22 protein-coding genes are annotated in these 16,107 nt (G+C 71.4%); 6 read left to right on the forward strand and 16 right to left on the reverse strand.

What is annotated here, in order from left to right; translation table 11 throughout:
• Positions 1 to 121: 121 nt before the first annotated feature.
• Positions 122 to 418 carry a YciI family protein gene (locus ACIBHY_RS46125; RefSeq protein WP_397310049.1) on the forward strand — a complete coding sequence of 99 codons (297 nt, stop codon included), beginning with the start codon at positions 122 to 124 and terminating at the stop codon, positions 416 to 418.
• A gap of 45 nt (positions 419 to 463) precedes the next feature.
• Here ACIBHY_RS46125 and ACIBHY_RS46130 read toward each other — a convergent pair whose 3' ends face one another.
• The 4 genes from ACIBHY_RS46130 to ACIBHY_RS46145 all read right to left on the reverse strand — a co-directional run bounded on the left by ACIBHY_RS46130 (position 464) and on the right by ACIBHY_RS46145 (position 3,484).
• Positions 464 to 706 (reverse strand): hypothetical protein, encoded by a 243-nt coding sequence (locus ACIBHY_RS46130; protein ID WP_397310050.1) that lies wholly within the window; start codon positions 704 to 706, stop codon positions 464 to 466.
• A gap of 24 nt (positions 707 to 730) precedes the next feature.
• The gene (locus ACIBHY_RS46135) at positions 731 to 1,636 is read right to left on the reverse strand and encodes a BTAD domain-containing putative transcriptional regulator (RefSeq protein WP_397252972.1); all 906 of its coding nucleotides are present in this window, start codon (positions 1,634 to 1,636) and stop codon (positions 731 to 733) included.
• Positions 1,637 to 1,697: 61 nt separating this feature from the next.
• Entirely contained in the window at positions 1,698 to 2,318 is a 621-nt protein-coding gene (locus tag ACIBHY_RS46140) for a response regulator (RefSeq protein WP_397310051.1), read from the reverse strand.
• Positions 2,315 to 3,484, reverse strand: a complete 1,170-nt coding sequence (locus tag ACIBHY_RS46145; protein ID WP_397310052.1) for a sensor histidine kinase — start codon at positions 3,482 to 3,484, stop codon at positions 2,315 to 2,317. Before ACIBHY_RS46145 ends, ACIBHY_RS46140 begins: the two co-directional genes overlap by 4 nt.
• A 120-nt stretch (positions 3,485 to 3,604) precedes the next feature.
• On the opposite strand from ACIBHY_RS46145, the gene ACIBHY_RS46150 reads away from it, so the two are divergent.
• Together ACIBHY_RS46150 and ACIBHY_RS46155 are read left to right on the forward strand one after the other, a co-directional pair.
• Positions 3,605 to 4,531 (forward strand): ABC transporter ATP-binding protein, encoded by a 927-nt coding sequence (locus ACIBHY_RS46150; protein ID WP_397310053.1) that lies wholly within the window; start codon positions 3,605 to 3,607, stop codon positions 4,529 to 4,531.
• Positions 4,528 to 5,256: an ABC transporter permease gene (locus tag ACIBHY_RS46155; RefSeq protein ID WP_397310054.1), complete on the forward strand. Its 729-nt coding sequence runs from the start codon at positions 4,528 to 4,530 to the stop codon at positions 5,254 to 5,256. The genes ACIBHY_RS46150 and ACIBHY_RS46155 overlap by 4 nt, the downstream gene beginning before the upstream one ends.
• A gap of 25 nt (positions 5,257 to 5,281) precedes the next feature.
• Here ACIBHY_RS46155 and ACIBHY_RS46160 read toward each other — a convergent pair whose 3' ends face one another.
• The 4 genes from ACIBHY_RS46160 to ACIBHY_RS46175 all read right to left on the reverse strand — a co-directional run bounded on the left by ACIBHY_RS46160 (position 5,282) and on the right by ACIBHY_RS46175 (position 7,905).
• The gene (locus ACIBHY_RS46160) at positions 5,282 to 6,427 is read right to left on the reverse strand and encodes an RNA polymerase sigma factor (RefSeq protein WP_397310055.1); all 1,146 of its coding nucleotides are present in this window, start codon (positions 6,425 to 6,427) and stop codon (positions 5,282 to 5,284) included.
• Positions 6,424 to 6,831, reverse strand: a complete 408-nt coding sequence (locus ACIBHY_RS46165; RefSeq protein WP_397252966.1) for a YciI family protein — start codon at positions 6,829 to 6,831, stop codon at positions 6,424 to 6,426. The genes ACIBHY_RS46160 and ACIBHY_RS46165 overlap by 4 nt, the downstream gene beginning before the upstream one ends.
• A gap of 105 nt (positions 6,832 to 6,936) precedes the next feature.
• Complete coding sequence (locus ACIBHY_RS46170) at positions 6,937 to 7,437, reverse strand: pyridoxamine 5'-phosphate oxidase family protein (protein WP_397310056.1); 501 nt, start codon at positions 7,435 to 7,437, stop codon at positions 6,937 to 6,939.
• 42 nt (positions 7,438 to 7,479) lie between these two features.
• Complete coding sequence (locus ACIBHY_RS46175) at positions 7,480 to 7,905, reverse strand: VOC family protein (protein ID WP_397310091.1); 426 nt, start codon at positions 7,903 to 7,905, stop codon at positions 7,480 to 7,482.
• Between the two features lie 299 nt (positions 7,906 to 8,204).
• Between ACIBHY_RS46175 and ACIBHY_RS46180 the strand changes: the two genes are divergently transcribed.
• Together ACIBHY_RS46180 and ACIBHY_RS46185 are read left to right on the forward strand one after the other, a co-directional pair.
• A complete protein-coding gene (locus ACIBHY_RS46180; RefSeq protein WP_397310057.1) occupies positions 8,205 to 8,876 on the forward strand; it encodes a GntR family transcriptional regulator in 672 nt (223 codons plus the stop codon).
• A gap of 4 nt (positions 8,877 to 8,880) precedes the next feature.
• Positions 8,881 to 9,348 (forward strand): OsmC family protein, encoded by a 468-nt coding sequence (locus ACIBHY_RS46185; protein ID WP_397252963.1) that lies wholly within the window; start codon positions 8,881 to 8,883, stop codon positions 9,346 to 9,348.
• Here the strand turns inward: ACIBHY_RS46185 and ACIBHY_RS46190 are convergent.
• The 7 genes from ACIBHY_RS46190 to ACIBHY_RS46220 form a co-directional block, all read right to left on the reverse strand.
• Positions 9,320 to 10,570 carry an RNA polymerase sigma factor gene (locus ACIBHY_RS46190; RefSeq protein ID WP_397310058.1) on the reverse strand — a complete coding sequence of 417 codons (1,251 nt, stop codon included), beginning with the start codon at positions 10,568 to 10,570 and terminating at the stop codon, positions 9,320 to 9,322. The two genes, ACIBHY_RS46185 and ACIBHY_RS46190, sit on opposite strands and share 29 nt — an antisense overlap.
• Positions 10,561 to 10,893 carry a YciI family protein gene (locus ACIBHY_RS46195; protein WP_397310059.1) on the reverse strand — a complete coding sequence of 111 codons (333 nt, stop codon included), beginning with the start codon at positions 10,891 to 10,893 and terminating at the stop codon, positions 10,561 to 10,563. Before ACIBHY_RS46195 ends, ACIBHY_RS46190 begins: the two co-directional genes overlap by 10 nt.
• A 31-nt stretch (positions 10,894 to 10,924) precedes the next feature.
• The gene (locus tag ACIBHY_RS46200) at positions 10,925 to 11,698 is read right to left on the reverse strand and encodes a DUF899 family protein (RefSeq protein ID WP_397252960.1); all 774 of its coding nucleotides are present in this window, start codon (positions 11,696 to 11,698) and stop codon (positions 10,925 to 10,927) included.
• A 93-nt stretch (positions 11,699 to 11,791) separates the two neighbouring features.
• A complete protein-coding gene (locus ACIBHY_RS46205; protein ID WP_397252959.1) occupies positions 11,792 to 12,136 on the reverse strand; it encodes a YciI family protein in 345 nt (114 codons plus the stop codon).
• A gap of 53 nt (positions 12,137 to 12,189) precedes the next feature.
• Positions 12,190 to 12,996, reverse strand: coding sequence for an ABC transporter permease (locus ACIBHY_RS46210; protein ID WP_397310060.1), 807 nt, complete (start codon positions 12,994 to 12,996; stop codon positions 12,190 to 12,192).
• Positions 12,993 to 13,931 carry an ATP-binding cassette domain-containing protein gene (locus ACIBHY_RS46215; RefSeq protein WP_397310061.1) on the reverse strand — a complete coding sequence of 313 codons (939 nt, stop codon included), beginning with the start codon at positions 13,929 to 13,931 and terminating at the stop codon, positions 12,993 to 12,995. Before ACIBHY_RS46215 ends, ACIBHY_RS46210 begins: the two co-directional genes overlap by 4 nt.
• A 73-nt stretch (positions 13,932 to 14,004) precedes the next feature.
• Entirely contained in the window at positions 14,005 to 14,862 is an 858-nt protein-coding gene (locus ACIBHY_RS46220) for an NAD(P)-dependent oxidoreductase (RefSeq protein WP_397252956.1), read from the reverse strand.
• 72 nt (positions 14,863 to 14,934) lie between these two features.
• On the opposite strand from ACIBHY_RS46220, the gene ACIBHY_RS46225 reads away from it, so the two are divergent.
• Positions 14,935 to 15,288, forward strand: a complete 354-nt coding sequence (locus ACIBHY_RS46225) for a MerR family transcriptional regulator (protein WP_397252955.1) — start codon at positions 14,935 to 14,937, stop codon at positions 15,286 to 15,288.
• 184 nt (positions 15,289 to 15,472) lie between these two features.
• On the opposite strand, the gene ACIBHY_RS46230 is transcribed toward ACIBHY_RS46225, so the two are convergent.
• Positions 15,473 to 16,066 carry a TetR/AcrR family transcriptional regulator gene (locus ACIBHY_RS46230; protein ID WP_397252954.1) on the reverse strand — a complete coding sequence of 198 codons (594 nt, stop codon included), beginning with the start codon at positions 16,064 to 16,066 and terminating at the stop codon, positions 15,473 to 15,475.
• Positions 16,067 to 16,107 lie beyond the last annotated feature (41 nt).

Below are 16,107 nucleotides of genomic sequence, written 5' to 3' on the forward strand. Positions count from 1 at the left end.
AAATATATACACACCACTGCATGTCCATGCAAGCCTTTCCAGTCTCTGAGACGGGCGATGTCGAAAAAGTCCCCGGGGTTTCGACTTCTGGACGAAGCCGGTGATCCGAGGGGAGCCCTTGATGAAGTACCTGATCCTGATCTACAGCGGCCCGGAAGTCGCGGAACGGCCGGACCTGGCGGACGAGGTGACCGAGCCCGGCGAGCTGGTCGCGGGCGGGGTGCTGGCCGATCCGGTGAACACCGTGACCGTGCGCGTGGCGCGCGGGGCCGCGCTGGAGGAGCAGCTGTCCGGCTACCTGGTGGTCGACTGCGACTCGGGGCACCGGGCCGCCGAGATCGCCGCCCGGGTGCCCGGCGCCCGCACCTCCACCGTGGAGGTGCGCCCGATCATGGACCTGTCCGGCCAGGAGATGTGACCGGGCCCGTGTCACGAAGCCACCCGCCCGCGCCGAAAGCGTCGATCACGCGGGCCACCAGCCGGAGACGTCCACGCCGGAGTCGTGCAGCGTCCGGCGGATGAAGTCCTCGATGTCGGCCACGGTCCGCAGGTGGCGGCCCTCCCCCGTACGCAGGTCCTGGACCCAGGCCACCAGCCGGGGGGCGGCGCCGGGGACCTCGCGGGCCTCCACGTACACGCGGAGCAGGAACGCGTGTGTGCCTTGTCCGAGGCTTCCCTCCACCGCCGGCCACCCTTCAGGCGACATGCCTTTTCCTCTTGGGCAGGGCCGTCACCCGGCCGGGTGCGGGGTGAGCGCGCGCAGTTCGTCGGCGGCGCGTCCCAGCACGTCGGCGAGGCCACGCAGTTCGGCTTCCGCGCGTTCGAGCTGCCCCAGCAGCCGCAGCGCGTGCTCCTGCCCCGGTATCCAGGCGGCGGGCGCGCCCGCGGCGATGCGGGCCGCGGCGGCCGTCGTCTCCGGCAGGGGGTCCACGCCCAGCTCGTCGGAGAGCAGCCGCCTGCAGATCTCGTACTGGCCCAGCGCCTGCGCGCGGCGGCCCGCCTCGGCGTGCATCTCGATCATGGCGCGGTGCACGTCCTCGCGCAGCGGCTCGGTGTCGAGGATGGCCTGGCCGAACGTGAGCGCCGTGTCGAGATCGCCGCTGCCCCGGTACCAGGTGAGGAGCCTGGCCAGGGCCCGCAGGTACAGCTCGCGCAGCCGTTCGCGCTCCAGGACGACCCAGTCGTCGTCGGCGCCTTCGAGCAGGTCGCCGACGTACAGGCCGACCGCGCCCTTCAGCCGCTCGGCGTCGGCCCCCGACACCCGCCCCGGCCCGAGCGCGGGGGTGACCGCGGCCTCGAACCTGGCGACGTCCACGCGGGCGTCGCTGCGGCCGTTGAACGACATCGCCCCCGTCGGCTCGACCAGCAGGTACGTGCCCCGCGCCACGTGGGCGGGCTCGATCACCCTGCGCAGCCGCCAGAGCGCGGTGTTCAGCCGCCGCCTGGCCTCGGCCGTGGACAGCTCACCCCAGAACGCCGCGGCCACCACGTCACGCGGCTGAGGTCGCTCCCGCCGGAGCACCAGGTAGGCGAGCAGGCTGGCCGCGACCGGCTGTAGCCGCAGGCGGCCGCCTTTCGCGGTGCCTTCTCCCCGGTCGACCGAACGATGGTGTCCTAACAGCTTGATCTCCAGCATTCCTGACCCCCGTCCCTCACCTACCCGGAGGGCGAGCACGTCCCGCTGATACATCCCGCGGCTAGATCCATCCCTGTTCCCAGGCTCTCCGGGCCGCCGCGTGCCTGCTGGAAACGCCGATCTTGCCCATGGCCGACGAGAGGTAGTTCCGGACCGTTCCCGGCGCCAGGTGTACCTGTCCCGCTATCCAGTCGATCGAGTGGCCGGATCGGGCCGCCCGCAGTACCTCGAGCTCGCGGGTGGTCAGGGGGCAGTCGTTCTCGGTCAGGGCGGAGGCGGCGATCTCCGGGTCCACGTAGCGCCGGCCCGCGTGGACCTCGCGGATGATCTCGGCCAGGCGTTCCGCCGGGGTGGTTTTGGGGACGAACGCCTTCACCCCGGCGGCCAGGGCGCGTCGCAGCACTCCGGGCCGGGCGTGCCGGGTGACCAGGACGATCCGGGTGGCCGGCTCGCCGTCGGTCGCCGGCTCGCGCAGGATGCGTTCGGCGGCGACCAGTCCGTCGGCCGGGGGCATCTCCAGGTCCAGCACCGCGATGTGGGGCCTGCTGAGCGCGGCGGCGGTCACGGCGCCGGTGCTGGTGTCCGCCTCGGCGACCACGGACAGGTCGGGTTCGAGGCCGAGCAGCGCCACCAGCGCGCCGCGGATGAGGGCCTCGTCGTCGGCGACGAGCACGCGGATCATGCGGCGGCCAGGGTCGCGGTCACGGTGAAGCGATCGCCGGTGTTTTTCCAGCTCAGCCGTCCACCGACCTGCTCCAGCCGCTCAGCCAGCACCCGCAGCCCGCTGCCCGCCTCTCCCGGCGCCTGCCGGGCGGCGTCGCCGGAAAGTCCGTGGGGGCGGTCGACGCCGTCGTTGGTGACGGTCAGGAAGGTCGTGCCGTCCGAGGTGGTCAGCGACAGGCGTACGGCCGACGCCGTCGAGTGGCGCAGGATGTTGGTCGTGGCCTCGCGGACCACCAGGCCGAGCAGCGGCTCCGCCGTACCGGCGACCGTCGCGGTGACGTGCGTCTCGGCGAGGACGCCGGCGGCGGTGAGCACCTTGCCGGCGTTGGCGAGTTCGGTGCGGAGCGAAACCCGCCGATACCCGCCCACCACGGCCTTGGTGTCGGCGAGCGCGTCGTGCGCGAGCTGACGGACCTCCCGCATGAGCGCGGTCGCCTCTCCGGTACGGCTGGGCCCCAGCCGCGCGGCCAGTTCGCTCTTGAGCGCGATGACCTGCAGATGATGTCCCTGAATATCGTGAAGGTCGGCGGCGAAACGGACCCGTTCCTCGGCCACGGCCAGCTCACCGGCCACGGACCGGGCCGATTCCAGCCGCCTGGCCACCTCGTAGGTCCAGGTCTGCGCCACCACGACGAGACAGATCGCGGGCGGCAGGATCAGGGCGGGCAGGACGAAGGAGAAGAAGTCTCCCCGCGGCGCGCCCGCCGCGGCGGCCACCGCGGCCACCGCCACCAGGGCGAGAACGGTGGCCGGAAGCCGCCGCCCCTCCCGCGCCCGCAGCCCGGCGCCCGAGCACACGAGTCCGGCGATCCCGCCCGCGGCCAGCAGGTCGTTGGTGCTCGCCCACCCGGCGGCGGCGCCGACACCGGCCAGCGCCATGACGCCCGCCACGCCGGTCGCCATCCGCTCCCCAGGGGTGACGGCGGCGCCGAGGACCGCACGTACGAGCAGCAGCCCCGCCAGCCCGGCCACCGCCCCGCCACCGGCGGCTAGCGCGAACGTCAGCGGTCCCCACCCATGGGACACGCCCAGCATCACTACGGCGAACACCCACAGGAGCGGCACCCCGCTGACCAACGTGACCTGGGTGAACCACCGTAGACCGGTCAGTGATGGAGCACTCATGTCTCGTATTGTGCCTGGTAGGCGGCATGACATGTGTCACGAAAAATCAGGACATCCGGTTGTGGTCACGTGGTCGTCCGGCACTACACGCACCGGCCGCGCCCGGCCGACGCTGAGGTCATGCGAACACCAACCACCGGGGACGACACCCTCGCCGTGGACGTCCGGGGGCTCCGGGTCGTCTACGGCGGCTTCACCGCCGTCCACGGCATCGACCTCCAGGTACGCCAGGGCGAACTCCTGGCGCTCCTCGGCACCAACGGAGCGGGCAAGACCAGCACCCTGGAGACGCTGGGCGGCCACCGCCGGCCGAGCGCCGGGGACGTGCGGGTGCTCGGAAAGGACCCCTACCGCGAGCGCCGTCACCTGGCCGGAGAGGTGTCGGCGATGCTCCAGCAGGCCGGTCTGGCCGACGAGCTGACCGTCACCGAGACCTTGCGCATGTGGCAAAAGCTGCATGCGGGACGTTCCGGCCCCGCCGATCCGCTGGCGGTCGTGGACCTGGACCGCCACAGGGACATCCAGGTCAAACGCCTGTCGGGCGGCGAGCGGCGGCGGCTGGACCTGGCGCTGGCCATCTCGACCGGCCCGTCGCTGCTGTTCCTCGACGAGCCCACCACCGGCCTGGACCCCGCTTCACGCGAACGCGCCTGGAACGTCCTGCGCGATCTGCTCGACGAGGGCCGCAGCATCCTGCTCACCACCCACTACCTGGAGGAGGCCGAAGCCTTGGCCGACCGCGTCGCGATCATGAGCGGAGGCACGGTGGTCGTGTCGGGCACCCAGGCCGAGGTGATCGCCGGCTACCCCGCCCGCATCCGCTGCGTGCTGCCGGGCGGAGCCGGACGGGAACTGCCCCGGCTGACGGGCCGGCCGACCGTCCTGGGCGACGAGCTGAACGTGCTCACACACGAACCGCAGGCCGACCTCGACCGGCTGCTCGACTGGGCGCGGCGCCAACGTGTGGCACTCGGTCGCCTGCGCGTCACCGAGGCCTCCCTGGCCGAGGTCTTCGCGGCGATCAGCCGCCAGGAGGAGACACGATGAGGGCGCCCTGGCTGGTCATCGCGGCCACAGAACTGCGGCTCATTCTGCGCAACAAGCTCGTGGCCGCCATCGCGCTGCTGGTCCCGCTGGCGTTCGGGGCCGTGTTCGCGTTCGGGGGGTCCGACGGCGACATGCCGCCGCCGGTGCGGGCGATGGTGCAGATCGCGACGTTGCTGGCATTCACCGTGTACTGCACGGCGACAACCACCCTGACGGCCAGGCGGCAAGGGCTCTACCTGAAGCGCCTGCGAACCTCGAGGGCGTCCACGATGAGCATCGTGACGGGACTGGCGGCGCCGCTGTTCGTGGTGGTGATCGTGCAGGCCGGGTTGCTGTTGGGAGTCTCCGGCGTCTATCGCGGGCAGTGGCCGGAACGCCCGTGGACCTTGCTCCTCGCCCTGGTGATCGGCTCCGTGACCTGTGCGGCGGTGGCGTTCCTGACGGCGGCCTTCACCTCGTCTCCTGAGATGGCCCAGGTCACGACGATGCCGTTCATGCTGTCGTTGATCGGCAGCACGATCTGGGTCATCGACCGGCCGTCCGGCCAGGTCGACTGGATCGGGCTGGCCATCCCGGGGGGCGCGTTGGCGCACCTGACGCGGGCCGCGTGGGGCGAGTCGCACCTGGTGGCTGAAGTGCTGCCCGCGGCGGCGGCCGCCCTCGTCACGGCCGCGGTCTCGATCGGGCTGGCCGTGCGGTTGTTTCGCTGGGAACCGCGCGCCTGAAAAGAGAATGCCCGGCGCCCGCCGTTCAACCGCGCAGTCGCGCGTTGAGGCGGGCGGCCTGTCGCGTGAGGTGCTCGCGTTCGGGGAGGCTGGGCGCCGACCGGGCGGCATCGGCGTAGAGCCGCGCCGCGGTCGCCGCGTCACCGTCACGCTCGTGCAGGTACGCCAGGACGGCGGTATGGCGGGGCAGCGCCGGGTCGAGCCCGGCCAGGGCGGCCAGGCCGGCCCGCGGGCCGTCGGCCTCGCCGACCGCGACAGCCCGGTTGAGGCGGGCCACCGGGCTGTCGGTGAGACGCACCAGTTCGTCGTACCACTCGACGATCTGCACCCAGTCGGTCTCCCCCGCCGTCCGGGCGTCGGCGTGCAACGCGGCGATGGCGGCCTGAGCCTGGAACTCGCCCAGGCGGTCGCGGGCGAGGGCCGCCTGCAGGATGTCGACGCCCTCGGCGATCAGGCGGGTGTCCCACAGGCAGCGGTCCTGCTCGGCGAGCGGCACGAGCCGGCCGCCGGCGCCGGTCCGTGCCGGGCGCCGGGCGTGGTGCAGCAGCATGAGCGCGAGCAGGCCCGCGACCTCCTCGTGGTGAGTCCTGGCCGCGAGCTGGCGGGTGAGCCGGATCGCCTCGGCGGCGAGGTCGACGTCGCCGGAGTAGCCCTCGTTGAAGACCAGGTAGAGCACGCGCAGCACGGTGGCGACGTCACCGGGCTGGTTGAACCGGACCTCGGAGACGGTCCGTTTGGCCCTGCTGATGCGCTGGGCCATGGTCGCCTCCGGCACGAGGTAGGCCCGCGCGATCTGACGTGTGGTCAGGCCGCCGACCGCGCGCAGCGTGAGCGCCACCGCCGAAGCGGGTGTCAGGGACGGGTGCGCGCACAGGAAGTACAGCTGGAGCGTGTCGTCCACCGCCTCGCCCTGGCCGGGCGCGGGCTCGGCGTCCACGCGTACCTCGCGGTGCCGCCGTGAGGTGTCCGCGCGGGCGGCGTCGAGGAACTTGCGCCAGGCCACGGTGACCAGCCAGCCCTTGGAGTCTCGCGGCGGGTCGTCCTGCCACACGCGCACGGCCTCGGCCAGGGCGTCCTGCACGGCGTCCTCGGCCGCCGCGAAGTCGGCTCCGCGACGGACGAGGACACCGATCACCGCGGGCACCAGTTCCCGCAGCAGCGACTCGTTCACTCGGTTACCACGCACGGCTCGCCGTAGAACGGGCGCACCTCGAGCCACTCGTGGATCGGCTTGCCGCCCGCGCCCGGAGCCGCGGACAGCTCGCCGGCCAGTTCGAGCGCCCGCTCGTAGCTCTCGACGTCGATCACCATCCAGCCGGCGATCAGGTCCTTGGTCTCGGCGAACGGTCCGTCAGTGACCGGCGGCCGCCCCTCACCGTCGTAGCGGACGAACGTGCCCTCCGGCGAGAGCGCCTGCTCGCCGACGAACTCGCCGGTGCTCTCCAGCCGGGCGGCGAAGTCACGCATGTACTGCACGTGGGCCGAAACCTCCTCCGGCGTCCACTGCTCCATCGGCACGTCGTTGACCGATGCCGGCGCGCCCCGGTAGTGCTTGAGCAGCAGGTACTTGGCCATCGTGTTTCTCCTTGGTGTGTTCTGGGCCCATTGTGGCCGTGTTCGCTCCGGGGACGGAGCCGCGGGCGGGTTCTCGACACCTTCTTGGCGGACTTTCTCCGACGTTCACGCGCGCTGACGCGCCTCCCGCTGCCGGATCAGTTCCTCGACCGGGCTCGGCAGCGTCGTCTCGAAGTCGATCAGTTTCGCCCAGGTCGGGGTCACGACGATCCGGACCATGCCGTCGTGGTAGAGCGAACGCACCTCCGCCTCCCACACGACCCGCTGCTCGGGCGTCATCTCGTAGGTGCTGGTCTTCTGGAGGTACTCGTCCGGGATGCCGTCGACGTAGTCCAGCTCCGCCCGGCCCCGGATGAGCAAGATCTTGGGCGGGTGCACCTCGGTGTCGATCGTCAGCGCGACCATCGGGTTCTCGCTCAGGGCCCGGAGCTTCGGGGCGTTCTTCGGCGTGCACATGACGATCTGCGAGCCGTTCCAGGCGAAGATGATCGGGATGTTACGCGGTGTGCCGTCCTGGGCGACGTAGGCCAGGCGGGTCATGTCGCGAGCCAGGAGCTCCTGGCTGATCGGCCGGTTCAGCACCTCGGTGATCTCGTTCGGTCGCATGGTCGTTTCCTCCGGTCGTGGTTCTCGGGATGTGCCGGGCCGTCAGCCGAGTTCCTCTGCCAGTGCGACGACGATGCCCTCGGGGCCGCGGAGGTAGCAGAGCCGGTAGCTGTCCTCGTACCGGGACACCTCGCCGACGAGTTCGGCGCCGTGGGTGCGCAGGCGGGCGAGGACGTCGTCGATGTCGTCGACCGCGAACATGATGCGGCGAATGCCCAGCGTGTTCGCCGGAGCGTCCTGCGGCACCCCGCCGATCGCCTCCGGCGTGTGGTATTTCGCCAGCTCGATCCGCCCATGGCCGTCCGGGGTCCGCATCATCGCGATGTCGACGCGCTGGTCGTCGAGCCCGACGAGCCGCGCTGCCCACGGCCCCTCGATGAGCGCCTTGCCCTCCAGCTCCATGCCGAGTTCCGTGAAGAACGCGATCACCACGTCGAGGTCGTCGACGACGATGCCGATGTTGTCCATCCGCTTGAGCGTCATGGTGGTTCTCCTTCGTCACGCGGCCCCGGTCGTGGCCACTGGTGTACCTGGGACGAAGCCACCGCCACATTCTCGACACCCGGAACGCGACGAATTCTTCGCGACCCGTCACGCACTCACCCCGCCGAACAAGACCCGCGCACGCCACCTCGTCCACCGCGGCCCGGAAGCCGCGTGCGCGGGGCTACGGGCAGCCGCGCTCTACCTGGCCCGCCGTCGAAGGCAGGCCCGGCGACATTCAGGTTTGTATGCAATGTATGCTGTGCATGCAATCAGGAGGTGGCATGCAGACAGAGTCCGTGTATCGGCGGCTGCGCGAGCAGATCGTGACCGGCGGGTACACAGCCGGCGAACGGCTCACCGAGTTGTCCGTCAGCGCCGCGCTGGAAGTCAGCCGCACCCCGGTGCGGGAGGCGTTGCGGCGGTTGGAAGGCGACGGTCTGGTTCGCAGCGCCGGGCGGGGTGTGATCGTGGCGGCGCTCAGCGGCGAGGCGCTGGCCCATGCCTACGCCGTCCGGGCTTCGCTGGAGGCGCTCACCGCCGAGACCGCGGCAGCACGGCAGCGGGCCGGGCGGATCGCCCCCGCCGACCTGGCCGACCTCGGCCGCGACAACACGCTGCTGGCCGAGATCACCAGGGCGGGCGACTACGACCAGGCGATGCTGCTCAACCGCCGCTTCCACCGGCGGGTCGCCGAGCTCGCGGCCAACCCGATCGCGCTGGAGATGCTCGACCGGCTCTGGGACCAGATCGTCGTCTCCACGCGTGCCTCCCTCACTCCCCCGCAGCGCCCCGACGCCGTCGTGGCCGAGCACCGGCTGCTGGTCCGCGCGATCGCGGACGGCGAAGCCGAACGCGCCGGCCGGATCGCCGCCGGGCACGCCCGTGCCACCGCGCTGGCCGTACCCGATGTCGATGCGGCGAACCACGGCACAACCGTCGAGAAAGGATCGTGACCCCATGGCCAGGACGCACCAGTACGAGGTTCAGGTGACGTGGACCGGCAACACCGGCACCGGCACCAGCGGCTACCGCGACTACAAGCGGAACCATGACGTCTCCGCACCGGGCAAGGACGTGATCGCGGGGTCCTCCGACCCGGCCTTCCGCGGCGACCCGGCCCGGTGGAACCCGGAGGAGCTGCAGGTGGCGGCGGTGTCGCAGTGTCACATGCTCTGGTTCCTGCACCTGTGCTCGGCCGAGGGGATCGTGGTGACCGGCTACACCGACCGTCCTCAGGGCACCATGGTCGAGTCGCCCGACGGCGGCGGCCGGTTCGAGGAGGTCGTGCTGCGGCCTGAGGCGACCCTGGCCGACCCCGCCACGGCCGCACGCGCGCTGGAGCTCCACGAGCGCGCCCACCAGATGTGCTTCATCGCCAACTCGGTCAACTTCAAGATCAGCCACGCTCCGGTCTTCCCGGCCTGAGACCTTCGGTCTCCTCCAGCCGCCCCCGCAGGTAGGCGCGGTCGGCGTCGGTCGGGGCCAGATCCAGCGCCTCACGGTACGCCAGCGCCGCCCGCCCGTACGAGCCCTGCCTGCGCAGCAGGTCGGCCCGCGTGGCCGGGAGCAGGTGGTAGCCGGCGAGCTCGCCCGCGGCGGCGAGCTCCTCGACCAGCACGAGCCCGGCCTCGGGGCCGTCGGCCATCGCGACGGCGACCGCGCGGTTGAGCCGGACGACGGGTGCGGGCACCAGCTCCAGCAGGTCATCGTAAAGCCGGACGATCTCCGGCCAGTCGGTCGCCTCGACGCTCGGGGCCGTCGCGTGGCGGGCCGCGATCGCCGCCTGGAGCTGGTACGGGCCGGGGGTGCCGGGCAGCAGCCGAAGCCCCTCCGTGATCTTGGATCTGTCCCAGAGCGATCGATCCTGGCGTTCCAGCGTGACCAGGACGCCCGCCTCGTCGACCCGGGTCGCCCGCCGCGCGTCGTGCAGCAGCATCAGCGCGAGCAGGCTTCGCGCCTCCGGCTCGGGCAGCAGCCGTACGAGCAGGCGGGCCAGCCGGATCGCCTCGGCGCCGAGGTCCTGCCGGACGAGACGGGCGCCGGCGCTGGCCGCGTACCCCTCGTTGAACAGCAGGTAGAGCACCGCGAGCACGGCCCGCAGGCGGCCGGGCAGCAGATGCGCGGGCGGGACCCGGTAGGGGATGCCCGCCTCGCGGATCTTCTTCTTCGCCCTGGTCAGCCGCTGGTACATGGCCGGCTCCGCCACCAGGAACGCCCGCGCGATCTCCGCCGTCGTCAGCCCGGCCAGCGTCCGCAGCGTCAGCGCGACCCGCGCGTCGAACGGCAGCGCCGGATGGCAGCAGGTGAAGATCAGCCGGAGCCGGTCGTCGGGCACCTCGTCCGGCTCCCCCGGCTGCTCGGCGGCGCGGGCCAGCACGGCGGCCTGGCGCAGCTTGGCGGTGCCGACGGCTTCGCGCCGGAGCAGGTCCATGGCCCGGTTACGCGCCGTCGTGGTGAGCCAGGCGCCCGGGTTGTCGGGAATTCCGTCGTGCCGCCACCGATCGAGGGCCGTCGTGAACGCGTCGGCGGCGCAGTCCTCGGCCAGGTCCCAGTCACCGGTCACCCGGATCAGTGTCGCGACGACCTGTCCCCACTCCGCGGCGAACGCCTCGGCCACCGCCGACCCGGCCGCATCGGTCACTCCCACACCGGCCGCACCTCGATGGTGCCGAACGCGGCGAACGGGTGTCCCGCCGCGATCTCGATCGCCTCGTCCAGATGCTCGCACTCGACCACGAGGAACCCGCCGATCAGGTCCTTGGTCTCCGCGTACGGGCCGTCCGAGATCAGCGTCTCACCGTCGCGCACCCGCACCTTCGTGGTGGCCGTCGGCCGCAGGCGGTTGCCGCCCCGGTAGACCCCGCGGGCCTCGAGGTCGGCGAACCAGGCCTCGTGCTCCGGCCACGCATGGATCTCCTGGGGCGATTCCGAGTGTTCCTCACCGTGCCAGATGACCAGTGCGTACTTCATCTACAGCACTATGGCACGCCCACTCGCGCGATCACGGCGCGGTGGTGAGGTCGTCGGAGCGTCCAGCCTCGATGCGCGACCACTGCGAGAGCGGGCGCCCGTCGATCCGCCAGAACTGGGTGGGTTCCTCCTCCCGCCACGCCTGCGGCCAGCCGGGAGGCGAGTCCTCGCCCGGGTGCTGGCGTCCGTACACGGTGAGGTCCATGAGCGCGAGGCTGTAGTCCATCGCCTCCACGCCGCGGCCCGTCGTCCAGTACGTCTCGAAGACGCGCTCGCCGTCGCGCAGATAGCTCACCAGCTGCATCGAGCCGATCTGGCGGCCGACGAGCAGCGTGCCGACGGAGGCCTTCGCCGAGTACCACGGCATGTCCCAGCCCATGAAGTCGCGATAACGGCGGCTTTCCCGGTACGGGCCCTGGCAGAAGACGGCGTAGGTGATGTCGCGCGAGTGCAGGTAGGACAGCTCCGAGATCTGGCCGCCGCACCAGGTGCAGCCCTCGCACTGCGCGGCGGCCGGATGACCGTCGCGCCACATGAAGTAGTACGCGAGCAGCTGCCGCCGTCCCTCGAACGTCTCCAGCAGGGTGACCGGCCCGTCAGGTCCGACCAGCTCGGTCGTGGGGTCCACCTCGACCATGGGCAGCCGGCGCCGGGCGGCGGCGATCGCGTCGCCCTCGCGTGTGTGCGCCTTCTCCCGGGCCCGCAACTCGTCCACCTGGGCCTGGAAAGTGGCCCGGTCGACGGCCGCGGGCATGCTCGGCGCGTTGCGGGCGAGGGCTGTCGGCTCGCTGAGGTTGTCCTTCATGGTCAGTCTCCTCCTTCGGTACGTGGCTTCGCCCACCGACGAACGGGGCACCGGGGGATTCGACATCGCCGGGAAAGAATCTTCAGCGCATGGTCACGGGACCTCCCAGATCGGGCGGATCTCGATGCCGGCGCCGATCGGGCACTTGCGGGCCACCTCCTCGGCCTCGTCGAGGTCGGTGCATTCCACGACGTAGAAGCCGGCGAACTCCGCGCGCCTCGGCGTGAAGGGACCACCGGTGGCGGCGGGGCCGTCGGCGGCCGGTCGCAGGGTGCGGGCCTCCCGCTCGGGGTGCAGCGCCTGCCCGGTGTAGGCGACTCCGCGTCCGTCCAGATAGCGGGCGAACGCCTGGTGCGCGGCCAGCGCCGACGCCATCTCCTCCGTGGAGACGGCGTCCCAGTAGCCCTCGGGGTCGAACAACAGCAGTGCGAACTTCATTTTCTGTCCTCCTTACCCCGATGACGCGCAGGTCATCCGGAAATCGACAGCGCTCAGGCGCGTCGCCGATAGGCCCGCACGGCCAGCGGCGCGAACACCGCCACGATCCCCAAAGCCCACGCCAGCGAAGCCAGCACCGGCCCGCCCGCCGGACCGCCGAGCATGAGCGCCCGCGAGGCGTCCATCACCCGCTCGACCGGATTGACGTTCAGCCACACCTGCAACCAGCCCGGCATGGTGCCCTTGGGCGCGGTCATGCTCGTGCCGAACGTCAGCGGGAAGATCACCAGGAACGACAGCCCCTGCACCGCCCCCGGCGTCCTGGCGACCATCCCGAAGAGCACGAACACCCAGCTCACACAGAACGCGAAGAACATCGTCAGCAGGCACGCGGCCAGCACGCCCAGCGGCCCGGTCTGCGCCCGGAACCCCAGCAACGTGCCGAAGCCCAGCATCGAGGCGGTCGCCACCACATACCTGATCACATCCCCCAGCACCGACCCCAGCAATGGCGCCGAGCGGCCGATGGGCAGCGCGCGGAAACGGTCGAAGACGCCCTTGTCGATGTCGGTGCTGAGGTTCACCCCGGTGGACATGGCGGCGATCAGCATGACCTGCACCAGCATCGCGGGCAGGACGAGCTGCAGGTACGCGCCGGTGGAGCCCGACACCGCCCCGCCCAGCAGGAAGACGAAGATGACCAGGAACATCAGCGGCTGGACCGTCACGTCGAGCAGCTGCTCGGGAGTGCGCAGGGTCTTGGTGACGCTGCGCCCGGCCAGGGCGAGGCTGTGCCGTACCAGCGCGAAAGGGCGCGGCTGGGCGCGTGCGGGAGCTTGCTCGTCCACGGTGAGGGTCATGCGGCGGCCTCTCGTCGTCCGGTCAGGGTGAAGAAGACCTCGTCCAGGCTGGGCAGGTGCAGCGACAGCTCGGCCGCGGTGATGCCGGACGCGGCCAGCGCGGCCACGATCTCGGCGAACGCGGCGTCGCCGGCCACTGGGACCGTGACCACGCCGCGGGCGGGGCGCTCGGGCCGGCGGCCGGACAGGCGGGCCAGGATCGACTCGGCTTCGGGCAGGCGTTCGGGGTCGGTGGGGCGTACGAGGGCGGTCTGGCCGCCGACGACACGTTTGAGCTGGGCCGGGCTGCCGTGCGCGATGACCTTGCCGTGGTCGATGACCGAGATGTCGTCGGCCAGCGCGTCGGCCTCCTCCAGGTACTGCGTGGTCAGCAGGACGGTCACGCCGTCCTCGACCAGATCGCGCACGATCGTCCAGACGTCCTCGCGCTTGGCGGGGTCCAGGCCGGTGGTCGGCTCGTCAAGGAAGATCACGTCGGGACGGCCGACCAGGCTGGCGGCCAGGTCGAGGCGGCGTCGCATGCCGCCCGAGTAGGTCTTGCACCTGCGGTCGGCCGCCGCCTCCAGCCCGAACTCCGCAAGCAGCTCGGCCGCTCGGCGCTTGGCCTGGTTGCCAGGTAGGTCGAGAAGGCGGGCTATCAGCACCAGGTTCTCCCGGCCGGTCAGGTCCTCGTCGACCGAGGCGTACTGGCCGGTCAGGCCGATCAGGCGGCGCACACGGGCGGAGTGGCGCACCACGTCGAGCCCGCCCACGGTGGCGCGCCCGGCGTCGGCCTGCAGCAGCGTGGCCAGAATGCGCACGGCGGTCGTCTTGCCGGCGCCGTTGGGACCGAGCACCGCCAGCACACTGCCCTGGCGGGCGGCCAGGTCTATTCCGGCCAGGGCGGTGGTCTTGCCGAAGCGTTTGACCAGCCCTTCGGCTTCGAATGCGTTCATGACCGCCAGCGTGACCGGCGGCCCTGGCAGATCCCGCACAGATCCCTGTCAGAACCTCGCCGCCGAAACAGCCCTATTGGCCGCGAAGGATTTCGACGAGACTGGCGAAGCTGTCCTTACCGTGGCCGGCCTCGATGCCCCGGGCCGTCAGCGACTTGATGAGTTCGGGCAGGGCGGTATCGAGGCCCCGCGCTCGGACGGCGTTGATGAGGTGGTCCATGAGCGGGGCATCCAGCTCCAGCCATTCCTGGTCGCCGGGGTAGCGGTGGTCATCGATCTGGCGGGCGTAGTCGGTGATCACTTCCGTGACGGTCGTGGACAGCCAGTGGGTCAGCAGGGGCGCCACCGTCGTGGCCCGGACCTGGGCGGTGCCGAGCAGGGCGGTGGTCTGCAGGAAGCCGATCAGGGTGGCCCAGGCGAAGTTGAGCATCGCCACGTCATGGAGAGCCGCGGTGCCGGGGGCCGAGCCCAGATAGGTGGCGCCGCCGATGTGTGCGAGCGAGCTTCGATGGCGCTCGAACACCTCGCGGGAGCCGCTGTAGACCAGCACCGTCTCCGGCTGACCGACATGCTCGGGATGGGCCATCAACGCACCGTCGAGATAGTGCCCGCCCCTGGCCCGCACCCAGCCGGCGGCCTGCTCGGCCTGCTCGCTCGTTCCGGACGTGAGGTTGATCAGGTCGGCCGAGACGATGTACGGCTCGGCCCGGCCCAGCACGCGCCGGACGCCGTCGTAGTCGTCCAGGCACATCAGCACCAGTGAAGCCGTGAACGCGACCTGCGGCGACGCCGCCCGCCGTACGTCCTCGACGGGCTCGGCCGGTGCGCCGGCCTCGTCCCAGACCACGACATCGTGACCTGCCGCCGCGAGGGCCTTGGCCAGCGCCGCACCTCGCGGGTTCAACCCTATGACCGACGTACGCACGCTCATCACTCCTCCTGGGCGCCCTTCGCGTGGTTAGGCTAGACCTTCACATGGATGTGAGAGTCAACCGGAGGCGCGGTGCGGATCGGAGAGCTGGCGGGGCGGACCGGCGTCAGCCCACGGCTGCTGCGCTACTACGAGGAGCAGGGCCTGCTGCGGCCGCGGCGACGGCCGAGCGGATACCGCGAGTACGGCGAGGGCGACGTGGAACAGGTGCGACGCATCCGCGTCCTGCTCTCGGCCGGGCTCCCCACCACGACGATCGCCGATGTGCTGCCGTGCACGGTCGGCACCGGCGATGGCCTGGCCGCGGCATGTCCTGGCCTCCTGCCCGAACTGCGCCGCGAGCGGGACCGGATCAGCCGCTCCATCACCGAGTTGTCCACCGCCCGGACGATGCTCGACACCATCATCGGCGCCACCTCACGCTGAGCAGAACCTGAAGGGCCGAAGGTTCCCTCTCGGAGACGCTTGGGTGGCCATCGGCGTTACGGCGGTTGAGCCTGCCTCGGGGGCCGAATGGGAGAGGGTGACGTGCGGTCCCGTGGGCGGATCCGGCTCTGGGCCGCCGGCGTGGGCGAGTGCGGCGATGGCGACCGTCAGGTGGGGTTCCGCCTCACGCCCGAGGGCCGAGCCCGATCGCGGGCAGGATGGCCTGGTCGACGATCGCCGCGAGGTCCTCGTCGGTGGGCGGCGCCCCGGCATCGATCAGGCGCTTGGTGACGAGGGCCTCGCCGATGTCGGCCACGACCGGGGTGAGCAGTTCGGCGGGGAAGTGGCCCCGTTCGGCGTAGTGTTCCAGCACGGTACGGGTGAACGTGCCGCCGCGACCCGCGAAGACCCGCTCGAACAGGGCGTCGGACATCAGCGCCGCGCTTCTGGGGTCGGTGAGGATGGCCGCGACCGCCCGGCCGGCCGGGCTGAAGGCCCACTCCACCATGAGCCGCAGGGCGCGGACGAGGTCGCCGCGCAGGTCGTCGGCCCCGGGCGTGGGCTCCTCGACCGGATGCTGGTGGTAGAGCGCGTCGAGAAGCACTTCGATGGGATCGGACCAGCGCCGGTAGAGGGTCGTGCGGGGTGTCGCCGCGCGCCGGGCGATGCCGTCCATGGTCAGCCGCCCCGCGCCCACCTCCAGCACCTCGTCCAGAGCGGCGTCGTGAATGGCCTTGATCAGCTCTTCGCCGCGACGGCGCGTCCGGGAATCACCCATTACCACCCCTTGATTAGCTACGCCTTTGTATCTTACCTTGT

Source organism: Nonomuraea sp. NPDC050547 (genome assembly GCF_044457345.1).
Classification (GTDB): Bacteria; Actinomycetota; Actinomycetes; order Streptosporangiales; family Streptosporangiaceae; genus Nonomuraea.